The following is a 14,150-nucleotide window of genomic DNA, read 5'->3' as shown; positions in this document are numbered from 1 at the left end:
CCCGTGTACTCTGCCGACGGCGGCACGATCTACTTCGTGAGCGACCGCGGCGGTGCGCCGCAGATCTACAAGATGAGCGCCAGCGGCGGCAACCCGACCCGGGTCACCTTCAGCGGCACCTACAACATTTCTCCATCTGTCAGCGGCGACGGCCGGTGGTTGGCCTACATCTCGCGCGTGGGCGGTGCCTTCAAACTCCAGGTGATGGAGTTGGCGACCGGCAATGTTGCGTCCATCACCGACACCACCGCCGACGAGAGTCCGAGTTTCGCCCCCAACAGCAAGCTGATCGTCTACGCAACGCACCTGCAAGGCCGCGAAGCGCTCATGACGACCACGCTCGACGGAAAAATAAAGGCACGGCTCGCGGGACAGGCGGGAGACATCAGAGAACCGGACTGGGGTCCGTTTCAAAAGCAATGACCAAGGTTTATTTGAGGAGTTCGTAATGTTGAAACGCACAATTTATTCGCTGGCCATCGTGGCTCTCATCGCTGGTTGCTCGTCGGGCACGAAGCTCAACGACACGCCGGTGGCCGACCGCAGCGGCAGCGCAGGCCAGCAGGGCGGTGCCAGCACCGTGACCCCGGTCAACGCCGATCCGAATGCGGGCACGGCACAAGGCCCGGTTGGCGTGGCACGCATCGTGTACTTCGACTACGACAGCTACACGGTCAAGCCCGAGTTCCAGTCGATCATCGACGGCCATGCCCGTTTCCTCAAGGGCGCTACGCAGCGCCGCATCTCGATCGAAGGCCACACCGACGAACGTGGCGGCCGCGAATACAACCTGGCACTGGGCCAGAAGCGTGCCGAAGCCGTCCGCCGTGCGCTGACCCTGCTGGGCGTGAGCGACAACCAGATCGAAGCCGTGAGCTTCGGCAAGGAAAAGCCGGCCGTCCAGGGTTCGGGCGAAGAGGCGTGGGCTCAGAACCGCCGCGCTGAAATCAGATACACCCGGTGATGTCACGCGCTCTCCTGCGGGGCGCGGCGCTGGCTGCCGCCTTGCTTTGCGTCTCGATGGGGTCGCAAGCCGCACTGTTCGAGGATGACGAGGCTCGCCGCGCCATCCTCGACCTGCGGCAGCGTGTCGAGGCCATGCGCCAGCAAACCGATCAGCGGCTGACCGACGAAAACGGCCAGCTGCGCCGCAGCCTGCTCGACCTGCAGAACCAGATCGAGCAGATGCGGGGCGACCTCGCGCGCATGACCGGCCAGAACGAGCAGCTCACGCGCACGTTGAGCGACATGCAGTCGCGCCAGAGCACCATCGACGACAAGCTCAAGCAGAGCGAGCCGTCCAAGGTGACGGTCGACGGCCGCGAGTTCACCGCCGATCCCAAGGAAAAGGCCGACTTCGATGCGGCGCTCGGCGTGTTCCGCTCGGGCCAGTTCGCGCAGTCGCAAACGGCCTTTGCCGAGTTCATCAAGCGCTACCCGCAAAGCGGCTACAACGCCTCGGCGCTGTTCTGGCTCGGCAATGCGCAGTACGCCACGCGCAACTACAACGAGGCCATCGCGAACTTCCGCTCGATGCTCTCGCTCGCGCCCGATCACGCCAAGGCCCCCGAGGCCGTGCTGTCGATCGCGAACTGCCAGATCGAGTTGAAGGACACGCGCGCGGCACGCCGCACGCTGGAAGACCTGACCAAGGCCTATCCGCAGTCCGAAGCCGCACAGGCCGGCCGCGAGCGTCTCTCGCGCCTGCGCTAGTGCCGGCGGAGCCCTCCGCTTGAGCGCCATCACCCCTGCAGCGTTTGCAACAGCCGCCGCGGATGTCGTCACCGACACCGCGGCGCCTGACTTTGCGCGTCGCTTCGGCGGCCTCGAACGGCTCTACGGTGTGGCCGGTGCCGAGCGCATCCGCAACGCCCATGTGCTCGTTGCCGGCATCGGCGGCGTGGGCTCGTGGGCCGTCGAGGCATTGGCGCGCAGCGGGGTGGGGCGATTGACGCTGGTCGATCTCGACCATGTGTCTGAGTCGAACATCAACCGCCAGATCCACGCGCTCGACACGACCGTGGGACAGGCCAAGGTCGAAGCCATGCGCGACCGCATCGCGCAGATCAACCCCGACTGCCAGGTGCTCGCGCTCGATGAGTTCGTGGAGCCCGGCAACTGGACGGCGTTGCTCGATGCGGCGCAGGCTGCGAACGGCCCGGCAACGGCCGTCATCGATGCCTGCGACCAGGTGAAGGCCAAGCTCACCATGGCCGCATGGGCGCGCGCATCGCGCGCGGCCTTCATCACGGTCGGTGCGGCAGGTGGAAAGCGGCAGGCGCACAAGGTCGACATCGACGATCTTTCGCTCGTCACGCACGACCCGTTGCTTGCGCAGCTTCGCCAGCGTCTCCGCAAGGACCATGGTGCACCGCGCGAAGGCCGCAAGATCGGCGTCACCTGCGTCTTCAGCCGCGAGAGCGTGGCACCGCCCGATGCCTCCTGCGCGATCGAAGGCGACGGCTCGCTCAACTGTCACGGCTATGGTTCGGTGGTGAGCGTCACCGCCACCTTCGGTCAATGTGCTGCAGGTTGGGTGCTCGACAAAATCGCGAGCAACGCCACGCTATAATCTTTGGCTTTGCTGGATTCGATGCCGGCAAGAGTGAAAACGAAAAAGAAAATGGTTCCGGGACGTTAGCTCAGTTGGTAGAGCAGCGGACTTTTAATCCGTTGGTCACTGGTTCGAATCCAGTACGTCCTACCAACAAATTCGAGGGTTAGCCGGCAAGTGCCTGCTAACCCTTTTTCTTTGTTCGACGCCCTTGTCACGATCTACGTCACGATCCGTGGTGGGGTTGTTGGATTCCACCGATCTCTGACCCTAGAAGGAACCGCGTCGTCGATCAGGGACGCACGACGATCCCATTTCGCACGCCCTTCACGCCTTTCACGTTCGCGGCCAGGCGTTCGGCGGCCTGTTGCTCCTCGGGGTTGCGGGCAAAGCCGGAGAGCATCACGGTGCCGTTGAGCGTCTCGACCTTGATCGCGCCCGCGTCGACCTGCTTGTTCTCCACGAAACGGGCCTTCACGGTGGTGGTGATGGCGGCGTCGTCCACATAGGCGCCGACGGACTCCTGACCGCGGGTCACCGCACAACCCGAAATCGTGGCGATCGTTACGACGGTGACGATGCTGGCGAGTGTGTTGCGTAAATGCATGGTGGTTCTCCTTCAGGGTTACAGGTTTCGGTGGTGATCATCCCCACCATCGATGGGCAGCATCGGACAGGACCTGTACCTACCCGGTGATCCAGTCCTTGAGTTCTTCGGCATGCTTCTGCTCCTGGCTCAGGATGCCTTCCAGCACGCGGCGCGTGGTCGAGTCCTTGTCACCGATCAGCGCGATCATCTGGCTGTAGGCCTCGATCGCGATCCGCTCGGCCACCAGGTTCGAACGAATCATGGCTTTCAGGTCGGTCGATTCGTCGTAGTCGGCATGGCTGCGCTTCGACAACGCGTCCGGCGCAAAGTCCGGCTCGCCGCCGAGCTGCACGATGCGTTGCGCCAGCAACTCGGAGTGCGCGGTCTCCTCCTGTGCATGGACCATGAACTCCTCGGCAATCTTCGGTGAGGCCAGGCCTCGCGCGGTGTAGTGGTGGCGCTTGTAGCGCAGCACGCAGACCAACTCGGTCGCCAGCGCGTCGTTGAGCAGGCGGATGATGTCCTCGCGCCACGGTCCGTAGCTGGGCGTCACCGCGCCCAGATCGAGCGAGCGTTTGGCCAGAGCCAGCGAGTTCGGGTCCAGTTCAAGGCGCCGGTCATTCGGCGCGCCGGCCGCTGGCAGCGCTCGGACTTTGTCGTTCTTGAGGGTCATGATGGCTCCTATTGATTGCATGGATTGCAAGAAGGCAGTGCTATTTGCCCGCAGCGGCTTCATCCAGGTGGTGTTGGTCAATCCGCATTGCGAATTTCCACCCTAGGAAATGCGCTGCAGCCGGTGGACCGGTGCAATGCACCCGCGCCTGTAGGACGTTGGTGCATGGTGACCACGGGGGGCGCAGACAAGACGGTTCGAGCGGCGTTTTCACCTCCCTCTCCCTCGCCCAAAAATAAGGCTGACCACAGCCAGAACCAGGAATACGAGGAAAAGTATTTTGGCGATGCCCGCGGCGCCTGCCGCGATTCCGCCAAACCCGAGGATCGCGGCAATCAATGCGATCACGAAGAACACAGCGGCGTAATAGAGCATGTTGCAATCTCCTCGAAAGCTGATTGCCCAGCATCGACAAGACGCCAGGTCGGCGTGCTCATCCCTGGCCGCAATTTGTCGTGGGCGAGGCACGATGGGGGAGATCGGACATCTCCCACAATTTCTGCGGGCGAAGACTGCCAATACCGCAACCCATTGAAACCATGAACTGCTCGCGCGGCATCGCAATTCCCGCGGCACTGTCAGCCGGAGGCGCCTCCCTCGGACAAGGCTTACACACGTCATCGCGTCGAGACGACAGGGTGCGTGCCGCGCCATGTCGACCATGAAGGCTCATTGCAGCTTCCTTTCTCAACCCCGCCGGCGCCGCGGCGACCGGCCCTTCATGGAGCAACTCATGGCCAGCGATACCAATGCAACGTCCGCCACCGCAGACTTGATGTCGAACGACRAGGTGGTCGATGTTCTGAACGATCTTCTGGAGAACTCGCACGACGGCGAATACGGCTTCCGCGCGTGCGCGGAAGAGGTGGACTCGGCGCAACTCAAGCAGGTGTTCCAGAGCCGCGCGTCGCAGTGCGCCAGTGCGGCGTCCGAGCTCGCCGGGCTCATCCGCCAGCTCGGCGGCAAACCCGACGAGGGTGGCTCCGTCAGCGGTGCGATGCACCGCGGCTGGGTGCACGTGAAGGGCTCGGTCGGCGCCAACAGCCCGCTGTCGATGCTCGAGGAATGCGAGCGCGGCGAGGATTCGGCGGTCGCGCGCTACCGCAAGGCGCTCAAGCAAAACCTCCCGACCGAGGTGCGCGCATTGGTGCAGCGCCAAGCCGACGGCGCCCAGCGCAACCACGATGAGATCAAGGCGCTGCGGGACCAATTTCGCAGCGCCAAGGGCTGAACCCAGCGCCTTCAGGTGCGGAAAGACGAACCACATCCAGTGCGTGCGCTTTCGTCCCGCGTTGCGCGCCGTGGTCRATCACCCCATTGCGTGGCTTCTGCGCCGCGGTCTTCGGGCCTTCCTTGCGCCAGATGCCGCGGCGTTCCCGGTTTCAGTATCTGCTCTTGCGTGGCACTGCAGCTGGCGCAGAACGCCGAGTTGCCGGGCTTCTTCGGCCTTGCGCAGGCTCCGGGCGGCACGGGCGGCCGAATACGCGACGAAGAGCGTGTTGATGGCGTCGGCCCATTGCTTGGCGGCCGTGCCCGGATCCATGCCAGCTTGAGGGTTCGTCCTGCTGCCTGGTACGGCATCGTGTTGCCGTTGCTGCCGCCAGAGAACGCCGGGAGAGGGAAAGGCTGGTGTGGCGACACCCGCCCCGCGAAGGATTGCTTCTTTTTGATCGGTGGTGAGCATGTCTGTCTCCTGCGAATTCGTTACGGCCCTTGTAGTTCCGTCCGGCACTCGACATCGTCGGCGATTTTCCGATGTGCATGCCGGATGGCATCGTCCCGCGCATAGCGAAACGCGCTCGGGCTCGGGCATTCAGTTCCGAGAAGGCCAGATCCCGCGGCAACGGCCGCGCTCGGGTGGAACGAGTACGTCATGAACAACACAGCAAGCAGCAGAGGCAAATACAAAGACACCACGAGCGCACTGATGACAGCGAACTCCTTGGACGACATGCCTGCGTGTTCAAGCAGCAGGTTGTTGAAGGAATTGCCCGGTGGCAGGTCGCGCAGTGCCATGTGCGTTCTCCAGTGAGGTGGTCAACTGGCGCCGCTTGTTACCCGTCTTGGAACAAAGCGTTTCGCCATGAAGTCACTGTAGAAATTGCGCCGCATGCGCACATGAGCGGTGCGCACCTTCTCCGGGGAGACAATTGCCCCGCTTCCGCCCCCTGCCACCCATGACAAAGCGCCTCCTACAAAAGCAGTATTGCGCGCGGCGAAACCTTGGGATGTACTGGCGCACTGAAAAGCGCAGAGGGAAACTTAGATGGGCAAAGCCAACTATCACATGGCGACGGTGACCTTGAAGCTGCCATTCGAGATCACCCACGATGCAGAACTAGCAGCACTCCGTGCTGCCGGCATTCCGGTCGACGATCAGGGCGTCGCGGCGTCAGGTTTTCTGCACATGAGGACAACCAGCGACTACCGTTCCCACATCTTTCGATGGTTTGCCGGGGGCGGTCCGGCGGACGGCTTGGGTCGCATGGGCGCRCCAAATACGATGAATCACAGGCGGAGAGGCCACGCCAACGCAGAGCTCATCGGCGAGTTCAAACATATGGGCGTGTCCAGCGAGATCTCCGAAGCACGCTCGGCGTGATGGTGGCTGGCGATGCGCACGGCTGCGCGATCGGGTCCGGGTGCGGCGGGCACATGCCGGCCCAACGGCCGCGATCCGCCCCAACTACCTCTTCGTTGCCTATAGGGACTTTCACCGATGAGCCTTTCATTGTCAGGTAGAAGTCAGGAATGCAATCCAGCATTGAATTTAAAAGTATTACTTTTGTTTGCGGGCTCCGCCCGAACCTCGTTTCAGGGGCAGGAGCCCAAAAAATGATCCGGAGGATGCGATGCGCGTGACCAACATGAATTCCGTCGGGACTTCGGAAACGACGTATCGGGTGTGGACGGACGATCCTGACGGCTTCTCTACCCAGAGGATCACGCCGATGCATCACAACTTTCACGAGCATCCCCTGTTTCAGGTGCCCGAACTCGTGAAGCTCGGRATGGAACTCTCGAAGCTGGAGCAATGCAGGTTCATGAACCCGAAGAGGACGGTCGCGTCCGCGCTTGCGCACGACAGCCGGCCTCATGATGGGCGCAGCGTCGAGGAATTCTTCCAGCGCATGGAGGAGCCGGGGTCCTCGGCTGCCTTCTACAACATCGAAGTCATCCCCCGCTATCAAGCCCTGCTGATGTCGGTGGTGAACTCGATGCGCTCCTTGGTCGAGCGCGAGCAACCGGACATCTTCAGGGTGAACGGATTCGTCTTCTTCTCTGCGCCGCCTTCCGTCACACCCTTTCACATCGATCGCGAGAACAACTTCTGGCTGCAGTTGCATGGGCACAAGATCCTCAACGTCTGGGATCACCGCGATCGCACCATCGTGTCGGCCGACGCCGTGGAGGATTACATCGTCACGCAGTCGCTCGGGAAAGTGCGCTTCGATGAAGCGTTCTTGCCGCGCGGGCTGGAGTTCGATGCGCAGCCGGGGGATGCCATCTACTTCCCGAGCACCTCGCCCCACATGACGAGATCCAAGGCTGATCGGGCCGCCCCCGGCGATCGCCTGTCGATCTCGATCGGGGTGACCTTCTACACCGCTGTCACGCGCGAGGTGGCCCGCATTCATCAGGTGAACCGGCTGATGCGCAAGTGCGGCCTGTCACCCTCGTATCCGAGGGAGTCGCCCACCGCGGACGCAGTCAAATCGGCCGTCGGCGGCTTGGTTGGCGCCGGGCGCGCCCGGCTCGGCACCGCGCGCGCCCGGCTCATCAGCATGACCTCGGGGCGACGCTTCAAACACACGCCGCCGCCGGGCTCCTACTGAAAAACGGCCTCGCGGCCGGAGCCGTTTCCCTTCACCCGCTCCGCTCACGTGGCGTGGTCCGCGCGGTAGTTGTGGTGGCCACGGCGTTTGCGTTCGGCCCGGGCTTTCTCCAGCGTCGCCTGGCTTTTCTTCGCGGCGGCCTCGCAGCGCTCGTGCAGCGCGATCAATTCCTTGTCCGTGAKCTTCTCGATGCCCATGAAGTCATCCTCCGCGTCGGAGGAACGGATCAGTTCGTCCAGCTTGGTTTGCAAGGCGACACCATCGCGGTTCTGGGTGTTCTGAATCAAGAAAACCATCAGGAACGTGACGATGGTGGTGCCCGTGTTGATCACGAGCTGCCACGTTTCGGAAAAGCCGAAGAACGGCCCAGCAGCCGCCCAGACTACGACCACGGCCACGCAGAGCAGGAAGGCAGCCGGGCTGCCAGCAATGCGTGCGACGGTGTTGGCGAAGGAATCAAAGAGTCGTTCCATGAGCTTGTCCTCCAATCCGGGGCGATGCTGGCACCGTGGCGTGTCCGAATACGTCAGCCAATGCCGTCTCGCACGACATCGCGATTCCCATGGTGCTGTCGGCCGACTGCGCCGCCGCACCCGCGGCCAAGCGCACTGGGCTGAACCCCGCGCGGCGCATCGCAACCGCTCGCGAGGCGTGCATCTCAGCCTTGCACGAGCGCGACCGTCGCGCCGTCTCGGACGCCGTTGAAATACCGCTCCAGCACCTCACCGAATACCGGCTCCCCGGGCGCCGCGATCTCGAACAGTGTCATGCAGGAGCACAGTTTCAGGTCATCCGGTGAACCGAAGAACCGGTGGGCATCGGTGCCGGGCACGTCGAGCACCATCCGGGCGCACGCGCGCAGCCGTTCGCCGAGCACGGGGTGCTGCCAGTACGCCGCCGCCTCGGCCGCGCCGTCGAGTCCGAAGAATCTTGCGGTCGAACTGCGGCCCAGCGCCTTCAGTTGCGGAAAGACGAACCACATCCAGTGCGTGCGCTTTCGTCCCGCGGCGAGTTCCGCGCAGACGTCCGCATACACGGGGTTCTGCGCCGTCACGAAGCGCTCGAGATTCCAATCGGGCGGTGCATGCATGTTCGCGTCCTTCAAGACTCGCGCAGCGTGTCGCACAGGGCCGTGCCCGCCTCGTCCGAGCCGTCAGTGCTGGCGGCGCTTGAAGTACTGGACTTCGCGCTCGTGCTGCTGCGCCTCTTCTCTCGAGCCGAAGGTGCCGAGGTTGCGGCGCCTGCCTGTTTTGGCGTCCACCTTGCGGGCGTAGAGGCGGTATTCCCCGGATGCGAGTTTGCGGATCATCGAAAGCTCCCTGGCAATTTCACTTTGCGCGCCGTGGTTGCGCCGGCGCCGAGATTTGTGCGAGCGGCTCGCTGGTTTCCGAAGTCTCGCCCCTGACGGCGACGTCACCCAGCGACAGAATTCCCACCAGGCGATGTTGCCGGTCGACCACCGGCAGGCGACGGATCTGCAGTTCGCCCATCGTGTGCAGTGCTTCTTCGACGGAGGTGTCGTCGAAACACCAGCGAACCTCGCCGCTCATGATGGCGTCCAGATGCGTGCTGGTCGGCGGCAGTTTCTTCGCCACGCCGCGTACGGCGATGTCGCGGTCGGTGACGACACCCACCAGGCGCTCGCCATCGCATACGRGCAACATGCCCACGTTCATTTCGTCCATGGTCTGCGCCGCCTTGCGCAGCGTGTCGCTGGGCGAGACCGTGCGGACGCCTCGGGTCATCAGCTCATTCACGTTGGTCACGGGGAACTCCTTTCGAGTGGCATCCGATCTCGCGGGCTCCGTGCCCACGATGACGAATCGGCGCATCGTCGGACCACACTAGCGCGCGGACACGCCATCGTTGTCAGGCCTTGCACCGCGTCGGAGTGGGAATTTGCTGGCGAGACGCCGCACCGCCCGCCTGACGGCGCCTCGAGGGGAAGGGCGAACCCAAAAAGGACCGGGTCGCGGCGACGCGTCGCGGTGGTCTCGTGCATCACGCCGCAAGGAGCTTGGCCAACCCGGTGAGCACCATGCGCCAGTTCTTCTCGTAGTCGGCCTTGTGCTCGACGTCCGATGGCTTGGCGTCGCCGAGGAGATTGGACTGCGTCAACGTGACCTCGGTGCCCTGGCCCCTGGGAGTCAGGTCGAAGGTCACGACGTGATAGTTCTCCGGAACATCCGGCGCGCCCGACATCGCACTCCAGTGTGAAAAAGCGAGCCGACGGCCTGACTCGGCCACGAGGATCTCGCCCTTGTCCTCGTAGCTTTTCCCGTTGTACTCGCCCCTCATGCGGACAGGCTCGCCGACCTTCCAGTTGCTCTCGACATCCGCACCGAAGAAGAACTGCTTGAGCTTCGCCGGCGTGGTCAATGCGTTCCAGACCTCGGCCGGCGAAGCGTCGACGGTCTGCGAAACCTGGGCGGTGGGCTCGTTCATGGAAATACTCCTGGAAGCGCTTTCCAGACTCTGGGCGCGTCCGCCGAACCCGCCAATCGCCTCGGCGCCCGTTCGGGCGTGCGCTGCAGCCTACACCGCGCGACGCCCCAAAAAAACAGCCCGCACAAGGCGGGCTGGAAGGTGACCTGCTGGAGGAGGGAGGATCAGAGAGGTGCAGGCCACGGGAGAGCCCCGACTATGCGTCTCGAACCTGCACACAACCTGACCTGCGTGCTCAGTCCTCGTCTTCCCACTTCCCGATGACGATGCCGAGCACGGTGAAGGCGATGCGGATCGGCTCGTGCTTGGGGTTGAGCGGCAGCAGCCAGCGGCGGCCATCCTCTTCCTTGAAGACCTTGAAAGTGACTTCGCCGCTGTCGGTGAGCCGGGCGATGATGCGCTGGCCATCCGTGGGCGTCGCCTGTTGCGTATCGACGAAGACGATCGATTCCGCGGGGTAGCTTTTCATGTGGCCGCTGGGCGCGGTCATGCTGTCGCCGCGCACGCGCAATGCGTAGGTGCTGTCGGGGTTGTGGTGGGCGATGCAGGGAAGCCAGCGGTCGGCCTCGATCTGCTGCCGCGCGGCGTTGTTCCAGACCGCGGCCTGCGTCCATGTGATCAAGGGCACGGTGTCGGGCGTCTGGGGCTCGAACGAGGGCCCCGCCGGCGGCGTGCGTGTGACCCTGTAGGGCGCCGGGGGCTCGTTCGCGTTGTTGCGCGCCGGGCGGATCTGCACGGGGTCCCACGGCGCCGGGCCGTCGCCGGTGTCGAGCCAATTGGGATCGGCGCGATAGACGCGCGCCAGAGCAAGCAGGCTCAGGGTGCGGCTGGTGTCCCCACGTTCGATTTTCGAGATGCTCGACTGCTTGACGCCGGAAGCGGCCTCGGCCTGCTTCTGGGTCATCTTGGCGAATTTACGGGCGGCGAGCGCGCGCTTGGCAATAGTCTCCATGGAGTGGAGATTCAAGCGCAGATGAATATTCCTTTTGGACTCTAAAATATTAAAAAAAGGGAGTAACTGCCATGAAACCACGCGAGTTGGTGCTGGCGCTGAGAGCCATGGGGCTGACGCAAAAGCAGATCCAGGAACGAACCGGAATTCCGCAGCCGACGATCAGCAAGATCGGCCTGGGACGGGTGGGCGATGTGATGTCGCGCCACTACGTCGCGCTGCTGGCCGCCYACGAGCAACGGGTGAGAGAGGAGGCGATCCAGCCGGCGCCGCCCTGCAGCCGCTCGCCCGGCCACAACGACTGATCGTCTGTGCGCAGGCCATCATCGTCGGGCCTGTGGCTCGACCGCGCGCTTTGCGTGCTGCTGGCGCTGCTGTCTGCAGCGGCGCTTTTCTACGGGGCGCTGGCCGGCGACCACGCCATCGCCGGCATCGCGTTTTTCGGACTGATCGGCGCGGCGCAACTGGCCGTGACATTGTTCGACGATGCCGCGCTCAGGCGTGCACGTGCGCTGCGGGAGGCGCTAGAGCGAGTGCAGCGCTGACGCGCACGCAGTCCTTGATGTGCTGCTCGCCCAGTGCACGAAGGGCTGCGTAGCCCAGCATGGCGGACACGATCTGGCCGGCAATGGGGACGTACTTGGTGGCTTGCTTGGCGGTCAGGCGTACGCCGGCGTGCTTGGCAAGCCTGATCAGCAGGTCGCGGGTGACGAGCCGGCCGACCAGCAGTGCGCCCACCGTGGTCGCGGCCTTCTGGATGCGCTCGCGCTGGTAGGGCGCGAGCCGCTCGACCTGGGTGACCGAGAGCCCGAACTCGGCGCTGATCTGCGGCACCAGCCGCGAGAGCAGGGCGGCATCGGCCGCCCAGTCGATGCCGGGCAGGGGCACGGCACTGGCGGCCGCTGCCATCAGGGCCTTGCGGCCGATCAGGCGCCGGCTGCGGCGGATGGCCGCGATCAGCTTTTCGTCGCCCCGGGCCAGTTCGATGGCAGATGGCATGGCGGTGCCCCTTCCCTTTGTCGGCCTAGGCCGCGAGGGCCTCCAGCTGGTCCGAGAGGGCCAGCCAGCGCTCTTCGAGCCGGCCGATTTCGTCGTTGAGTGATTTCAGCCGCTTGCCGGCATCGGCAATCTCGGCCGGCGGGAGCGGTTGTGCCAGGCGCGCCTCGAGCGCGGCACGCTCGGTGCCGGCTGCGGCCAGGCGTTCGTCGATCTGGGCGATCTCGCGCTTGATCGGCTTGGCCTGGTCGCTGCGCTGCTGGCGGTCCTGGGCTCCGCTTGCCTTCGCCGGGGTTGCCGCTGCCGCCGCCATCGCGCTCTCCGCTTCGCGCACCGCGATCTTGGCCTCTTCGCGCAGCCGCTTGGCTTCGTCGAGCAGGTAGCGCTGGTAGTCGTCGAGGTCGCCGTCGAAGTCGGTGACGACGCCGCGGCCCACGAGCCAGAACTCGTCGCACACCGAGCGCAGCAGCGCACGGTCGTGGCTCACCAGCATCAGCGTGCCTTCGAACTCGTTGAGCGCCACGGCCAGGGCCTCGCGGGTGGCGAGGTCCAGGTGGTTGGTGGGCTCGTCCAGCAGCAGCAGGTTGGGGCGCTGCCAGACCATCATCGCGAGCACAAGGCGGGCTTTTTCGCCGCCGCTCATGGTGCCCACGGGCTGCTTCACCATGTCGCCGCTGAAGTTGAAGCTGCCGAGGAAGCCGCGCAGCGCCTGCTCGCCGGTGCTTTCCTTGACGGCGCTGCCCAGCTCGCGGGCCATGCGCACCATGTGTTCGAGCGGGTTGTCCTGCGGGCGCAGCACGTCGAGTTCCTGCTGCGCGAAGTAGCCGATGTTGAGGCCCTTGCCCTCGGTGACTTCGCCGGCCAGCGCGCCCATTTCGCGTGCAATGGTCTTCACCAGCGTCGACTTGCCCTGGCCGTTGGCGCCCAGGATGCCGATGCGCTGGCCCGCCAGCACCGAGCGGCTCACGCCGCGCAGGATGGTCTTGGGCTCGGCGTCCTCGATCTCGTAGCCGAAGCTCGCGTTGGCGATCGAGAGCATCGGGTTCGGGATGTTGCCCGGCTCCTTGAACTCGAAGGTGAAGTCGGCCTCGGCCAGCAGCGGCGCGACCTTTTCCATGCGCTCCAGCGCCTTCACGCGGCTCTGCGCCTGCTTGGCCTTGCTGGCCTTGGCCTTGAAGCGGTCGATGAACTTCTGCAGGTGGGCGATCTTGTCCTGCTGCTTGGAGAAGGCGACCTGCTGCTGCTCCATCTGCAGCGCGCGCATCTCTTCGAACTTGCTGTAGTTGCCGCCGTAGCGCGTGAGCTGGGCATTGGCGATGTGCAGGGTGACGTCGGTCACGGCGTCGAGGAACTCGCGGTCGTGGCTGATGACGATCATGGTGCCGGCGTACTTCTGCAGCCAGGCTTCGAGCCAGACCAGGGCGTCCAGGTCCAGGTGGTTGGTGGGTTCGTCGAGCAGCAGCAGGTCGCTCGGGCACATCAGCGCGCGGGCCAACTGCAGGCGCATGCGCCAGCCGCCCGAGAAGCTGTTGACGGGGCCGTCGAGCTCGTGCGACTTGAAGCCCAGCCCGAGGATCAGCGCCTGCGCGCGCGGCACGGCATCGTGCTCGCCGGCATCGGCGAGATCGGTGTAGGCGTGGGCCAGCTCCATGCCGATGTCGGCGTCGTCGGGGTTCTCGGCGTAGGCGGCCTCGATGGCCGCCAGCGTGGCGCGCAACTCGGCCAGCCGGGTGTCGCCGCCGACCACGAAGTCGGTGGCCGAGTCCTCGGTTTCGGGCATGTCCTGCGCGACCTGCGCCATGCGCCATTGCTTGGGCACGTAGAAGTCGCCGCCGTCTTCGTGCAGCGAGCCGTTGAAGAGCGCGAACAGCGTCGACTTGCCGGCGCCGTTGCGCCCGACGAGGCCGACCTTTTCACCGGGGTTGATGGTGACGGTGGCGCCGTCGAGCAGTTTCTTGGCGCTGCGGCGAAGAATGACGTTTTTGAGAGTAATCATGAAATAGGAACCGTAGGGGCGATTATCCCGTCCAGCCCCGGGCGGCCTGGCGCGAAGGGGCAAATGGGGACATCACCCGATAAAGAGGAGGCCGCAGCCGGGGCTGCGA

21 protein-coding genes, 1 tRNA gene and 1 pseudogene are annotated in these 14,150 nt (G+C 64.6%); 10 read left to right on the top strand and 13 right to left on the bottom strand.

The genetic code is table 11. The features are described from left to right. The 5 genes and pseudogenes from AC1DXX_RS26000 to AC1DXX_RS25980 all read left to right on the top strand — a co-directional run. Positions 1-423, top strand: a pseudogene (locus tag AC1DXX_RS26000) (Tol-Pal system beta propeller repeat protein TolB); the annotation flags it as partial. Between the two features lie 25 nt (positions 424-448). After that, positions 449-964, top strand: coding sequence for a peptidoglycan-associated lipoprotein Pal (pal, locus tag AC1DXX_RS25995; RefSeq protein ID WP_478137097.1), 516 nt, complete (start codon positions 449-451; stop codon positions 962-964). After that, a complete protein-coding gene (gene ybgF / locus AC1DXX_RS25990; RefSeq protein ID WP_478137096.1) occupies positions 964-1,713 on the top strand; it encodes a tol-pal system protein YbgF in 750 nt (249 codons plus the stop codon). The genes pal and ybgF overlap by 1 nt, the downstream gene beginning before the upstream one ends. Positions 1,714-1,741: 28 nt before the next feature. Continuing rightward, the gene (locus AC1DXX_RS25985; RefSeq protein WP_478137099.1) at positions 1,742-2,572 is read left to right on the top strand and encodes a tRNA threonylcarbamoyladenosine dehydratase; all 831 of its coding nucleotides are present in this window, start codon (positions 1,742-1,744) and stop codon (positions 2,570-2,572) included. 59 nt (positions 2,573-2,631) lie between these two features. Continuing rightward, positions 2,632-2,707: transfer RNA gene (locus tag AC1DXX_RS25980), tRNA-Lys, on the top strand. 139 nt (positions 2,708-2,846) lie between these two features. On the opposite strand, the gene AC1DXX_RS25975 is transcribed toward AC1DXX_RS25980, so the two are convergent. The 3 genes from AC1DXX_RS25975 to AC1DXX_RS25965 all read right to left on the bottom strand — a co-directional run bounded on the left by AC1DXX_RS25975 (position 2,847) and on the right by AC1DXX_RS25965 (position 4,191). Next, positions 2,847-3,161 carry a BON domain-containing protein gene (locus AC1DXX_RS25975; protein WP_478137095.1) on the bottom strand — a complete coding sequence of 105 codons (315 nt, stop codon included), beginning with the start codon at positions 3,159-3,161 and terminating at the stop codon, positions 2,847-2,849. A gap of 79 nt (positions 3,162-3,240) precedes the next feature. Then, positions 3,241-3,816, bottom strand: a complete 576-nt coding sequence (locus tag AC1DXX_RS25970; RefSeq protein WP_478137094.1) for a ferritin-like domain-containing protein — start codon at positions 3,814-3,816, stop codon at positions 3,241-3,243. A 210-nt stretch (positions 3,817-4,026) separates the two neighbouring features. Beyond that, a complete protein-coding gene (locus tag AC1DXX_RS25965) occupies positions 4,027-4,191 on the bottom strand; it encodes a DUF1328 domain-containing protein (protein WP_478137093.1) in 165 nt (54 codons plus the stop codon). Between the two features lie 358 nt (positions 4,192-4,549). On the opposite strand from AC1DXX_RS25965, the gene AC1DXX_RS25960 reads away from it, so the two are divergent. Then, entirely contained in the window at positions 4,550-5,047 is a 498-nt protein-coding gene (locus AC1DXX_RS25960; RefSeq protein WP_478137092.1) for a ferritin-like domain-containing protein, read from the top strand. A gap of 78 nt (positions 5,048-5,125) precedes the next feature. On the opposite strand, the gene AC1DXX_RS25955 is transcribed toward AC1DXX_RS25960, so the two are convergent. Both AC1DXX_RS25955 and AC1DXX_RS25950 read right to left on the bottom strand, forming a co-directional pair. Beyond that, the gene (locus AC1DXX_RS25955) at positions 5,126-5,500 is read right to left on the bottom strand and encodes a hypothetical protein (RefSeq protein WP_478137091.1); all 375 of its coding nucleotides are present in this window, start codon (positions 5,498-5,500) and stop codon (positions 5,126-5,128) included. 20 nt (positions 5,501-5,520) lie between these two features. Next, a complete protein-coding gene (locus AC1DXX_RS25950; protein ID WP_478137090.1) occupies positions 5,521-5,832 on the bottom strand; it encodes a hypothetical protein in 312 nt (103 codons plus the stop codon). A gap of 250 nt (positions 5,833-6,082) precedes the next feature. Between AC1DXX_RS25950 and AC1DXX_RS25945 the strand changes: the two genes are divergently transcribed. Together AC1DXX_RS25945 and AC1DXX_RS25940 are read left to right on the top strand one after the other, a co-directional pair. Continuing rightward, positions 6,083-6,418 carry a hypothetical protein gene (locus AC1DXX_RS25945; RefSeq protein WP_478137089.1) on the top strand — a complete coding sequence of 112 codons (336 nt, stop codon included), beginning with the start codon at positions 6,083-6,085 and terminating at the stop codon, positions 6,416-6,418. A 250-nt stretch (positions 6,419-6,668) separates the two neighbouring features. Then, positions 6,669-7,652, top strand: a complete 984-nt coding sequence (locus AC1DXX_RS25940) for a JmjC domain-containing protein (protein ID WP_478137088.1) — start codon at positions 6,669-6,671, stop codon at positions 7,650-7,652. Positions 7,653-7,696: 44 nt separating this feature from the next. On the opposite strand, the gene AC1DXX_RS25935 is transcribed toward AC1DXX_RS25940, so the two are convergent. The 6 genes from AC1DXX_RS25935 to AC1DXX_RS25910 form a co-directional block, all read right to left on the bottom strand. Beyond that, the gene (locus tag AC1DXX_RS25935) at positions 7,697-8,125 is read right to left on the bottom strand and encodes a low affinity iron permease family protein (RefSeq protein WP_478137087.1); all 429 of its coding nucleotides are present in this window, start codon (positions 8,123-8,125) and stop codon (positions 7,697-7,699) included. A gap of 185 nt (positions 8,126-8,310) precedes the next feature. Further along, complete coding sequence (locus AC1DXX_RS25930; protein ID WP_478137086.1) at positions 8,311-8,742, bottom strand: DUF1810 domain-containing protein; 432 nt, start codon at positions 8,740-8,742, stop codon at positions 8,311-8,313. 63 nt (positions 8,743-8,805) lie between these two features. After that, a complete protein-coding gene (locus AC1DXX_RS25925) occupies positions 8,806-8,961 on the bottom strand; it encodes a hypothetical protein (protein ID WP_478137085.1) in 156 nt (51 codons plus the stop codon). A gap of 19 nt (positions 8,962-8,980) precedes the next feature. Beyond that, complete coding sequence (locus AC1DXX_RS25920; protein ID WP_478137084.1) at positions 8,981-9,418, bottom strand: CBS domain-containing protein; 438 nt, start codon at positions 9,416-9,418, stop codon at positions 8,981-8,983. A gap of 235 nt (positions 9,419-9,653) precedes the next feature. Next, positions 9,654-10,097 carry an SRPBCC family protein gene (locus AC1DXX_RS25915; RefSeq protein ID WP_478137083.1) on the bottom strand — a complete coding sequence of 148 codons (444 nt, stop codon included), beginning with the start codon at positions 10,095-10,097 and terminating at the stop codon, positions 9,654-9,656. Positions 10,098-10,332: 235 nt separating this feature from the next. After that, positions 10,333-11,064, bottom strand: coding sequence for a helix-turn-helix domain-containing protein (locus AC1DXX_RS25910; protein ID WP_478137082.1), 732 nt, complete (start codon positions 11,062-11,064; stop codon positions 10,333-10,335). 56 nt (positions 11,065-11,120) lie between these two features. Between AC1DXX_RS25910 and AC1DXX_RS25905 the strand changes: the two genes are divergently transcribed. Both AC1DXX_RS25905 and AC1DXX_RS25900 read left to right on the top strand, forming a co-directional pair. After that, positions 11,121-11,354: a helix-turn-helix domain-containing protein gene (locus AC1DXX_RS25905; protein ID WP_478137081.1), complete on the top strand. Its 234-nt coding sequence runs from the start codon at positions 11,121-11,123 to the stop codon at positions 11,352-11,354. Between the two features lie 6 nt (positions 11,355-11,360). Continuing rightward, a complete protein-coding gene (locus AC1DXX_RS25900; protein ID WP_478137080.1) occupies positions 11,361-11,594 on the top strand; it encodes a hypothetical protein in 234 nt (77 codons plus the stop codon). Here the strand turns inward: AC1DXX_RS25900 and AC1DXX_RS25895 are convergent. Beyond that, a complete protein-coding gene (locus AC1DXX_RS25895; protein WP_478137079.1) occupies positions 11,545-12,048 on the bottom strand; it encodes a hypothetical protein in 504 nt (167 codons plus the stop codon). The genes AC1DXX_RS25900 and AC1DXX_RS25895 overlap by 50 nt on opposite strands. A gap of 25 nt (positions 12,049-12,073) precedes the next feature. Next, the gene (locus AC1DXX_RS25890) at positions 12,074-14,041 is read right to left on the bottom strand and encodes an ABC-F family ATP-binding cassette domain-containing protein (protein WP_478137078.1); all 1,968 of its coding nucleotides are present in this window, start codon (positions 14,039-14,041) and stop codon (positions 12,074-12,076) included. Positions 14,042-14,150 lie beyond the last annotated feature (109 nt).

Source organism: Variovorax sp. P4_B10, from assembly GCF_056402375.1.
Note: the sequence above shows the minus strand (reverse complement) of the source record. Positions and strands in the feature narration are given on the sequence as shown.

What these genes read in the sequence shown, in the direction of transcription:
- pal (WP_478137097.1), top strand. Translation starts at nt 449, where the DNA reads ATGTTGAAACGCACAATTTATTCGCTGGCCATCGTGGCTCTCATCGCT.
- ybgF (WP_478137096.1), top strand. Translation starts at nt 964, where the DNA reads ATGTCACGCGCTCTCCTGCGGGGCGCGGCGCTGGCTGCCGCCTTGCTT.
- AC1DXX_RS25975 (WP_478137095.1), bottom strand. Translation starts at nt 3,161, where the DNA reads ATGCATTTACGCAACACACTCGCCAGCATCGTCACCGTCGTAACGATC.
- AC1DXX_RS25970 (WP_478137094.1), bottom strand. Translation starts at nt 3,816, where the DNA reads ATGACCCTCAAGAACGACAAAGTCCGAGCGCTGCCAGCGGCCGGCGCG.
- AC1DXX_RS25965 (WP_478137093.1), bottom strand. Translation starts at nt 4,191, where the DNA reads ATGCTCTATTACGCCGCTGTGTTCTTCGTGATCGCATTGATTGCCGCG.
- AC1DXX_RS25955 (WP_478137091.1), bottom strand. Translation starts at nt 5,500, where the DNA reads ATGCTCACCACCGATCAAAAAGAAGCAATCCTTCGCGGGGCGGGTGTC.
- AC1DXX_RS25950 (WP_478137090.1), bottom strand. Translation starts at nt 5,832, where the DNA reads ATGGCACTGCGCGACCTGCCACCGGGCAATTCCTTCAACAACCTGCTG.
- AC1DXX_RS25930 (WP_478137086.1), bottom strand. Translation starts at nt 8,742, where the DNA reads ATGCATGCACCGCCCGATTGGAATCTCGAGCGCTTCGTGACGGCGCAG.
- AC1DXX_RS25925 (WP_478137085.1), bottom strand. Translation starts at nt 8,961, where the DNA reads ATGATCCGCAAACTCGCATCCGGGGAATACCGCCTCTACGCCCGCAAG.
- AC1DXX_RS25915 (WP_478137083.1), bottom strand. Translation starts at nt 10,097, where the DNA reads ATGAACGAGCCCACCGCCCAGGTTTCGCAGACCGTCGACGCTTCGCCG.
- AC1DXX_RS25895 (WP_478137079.1), bottom strand. Translation starts at nt 12,048, where the DNA reads ATGCCATCTGCCATCGAACTGGCCCGGGGCGACGAAAAGCTGATCGCG.
- AC1DXX_RS25890 (WP_478137078.1), bottom strand. Translation starts at nt 14,041, where the DNA reads ATGATTACTCTCAAAAACGTCATTCTTCGCCGCAGCGCCAAGAAACTG.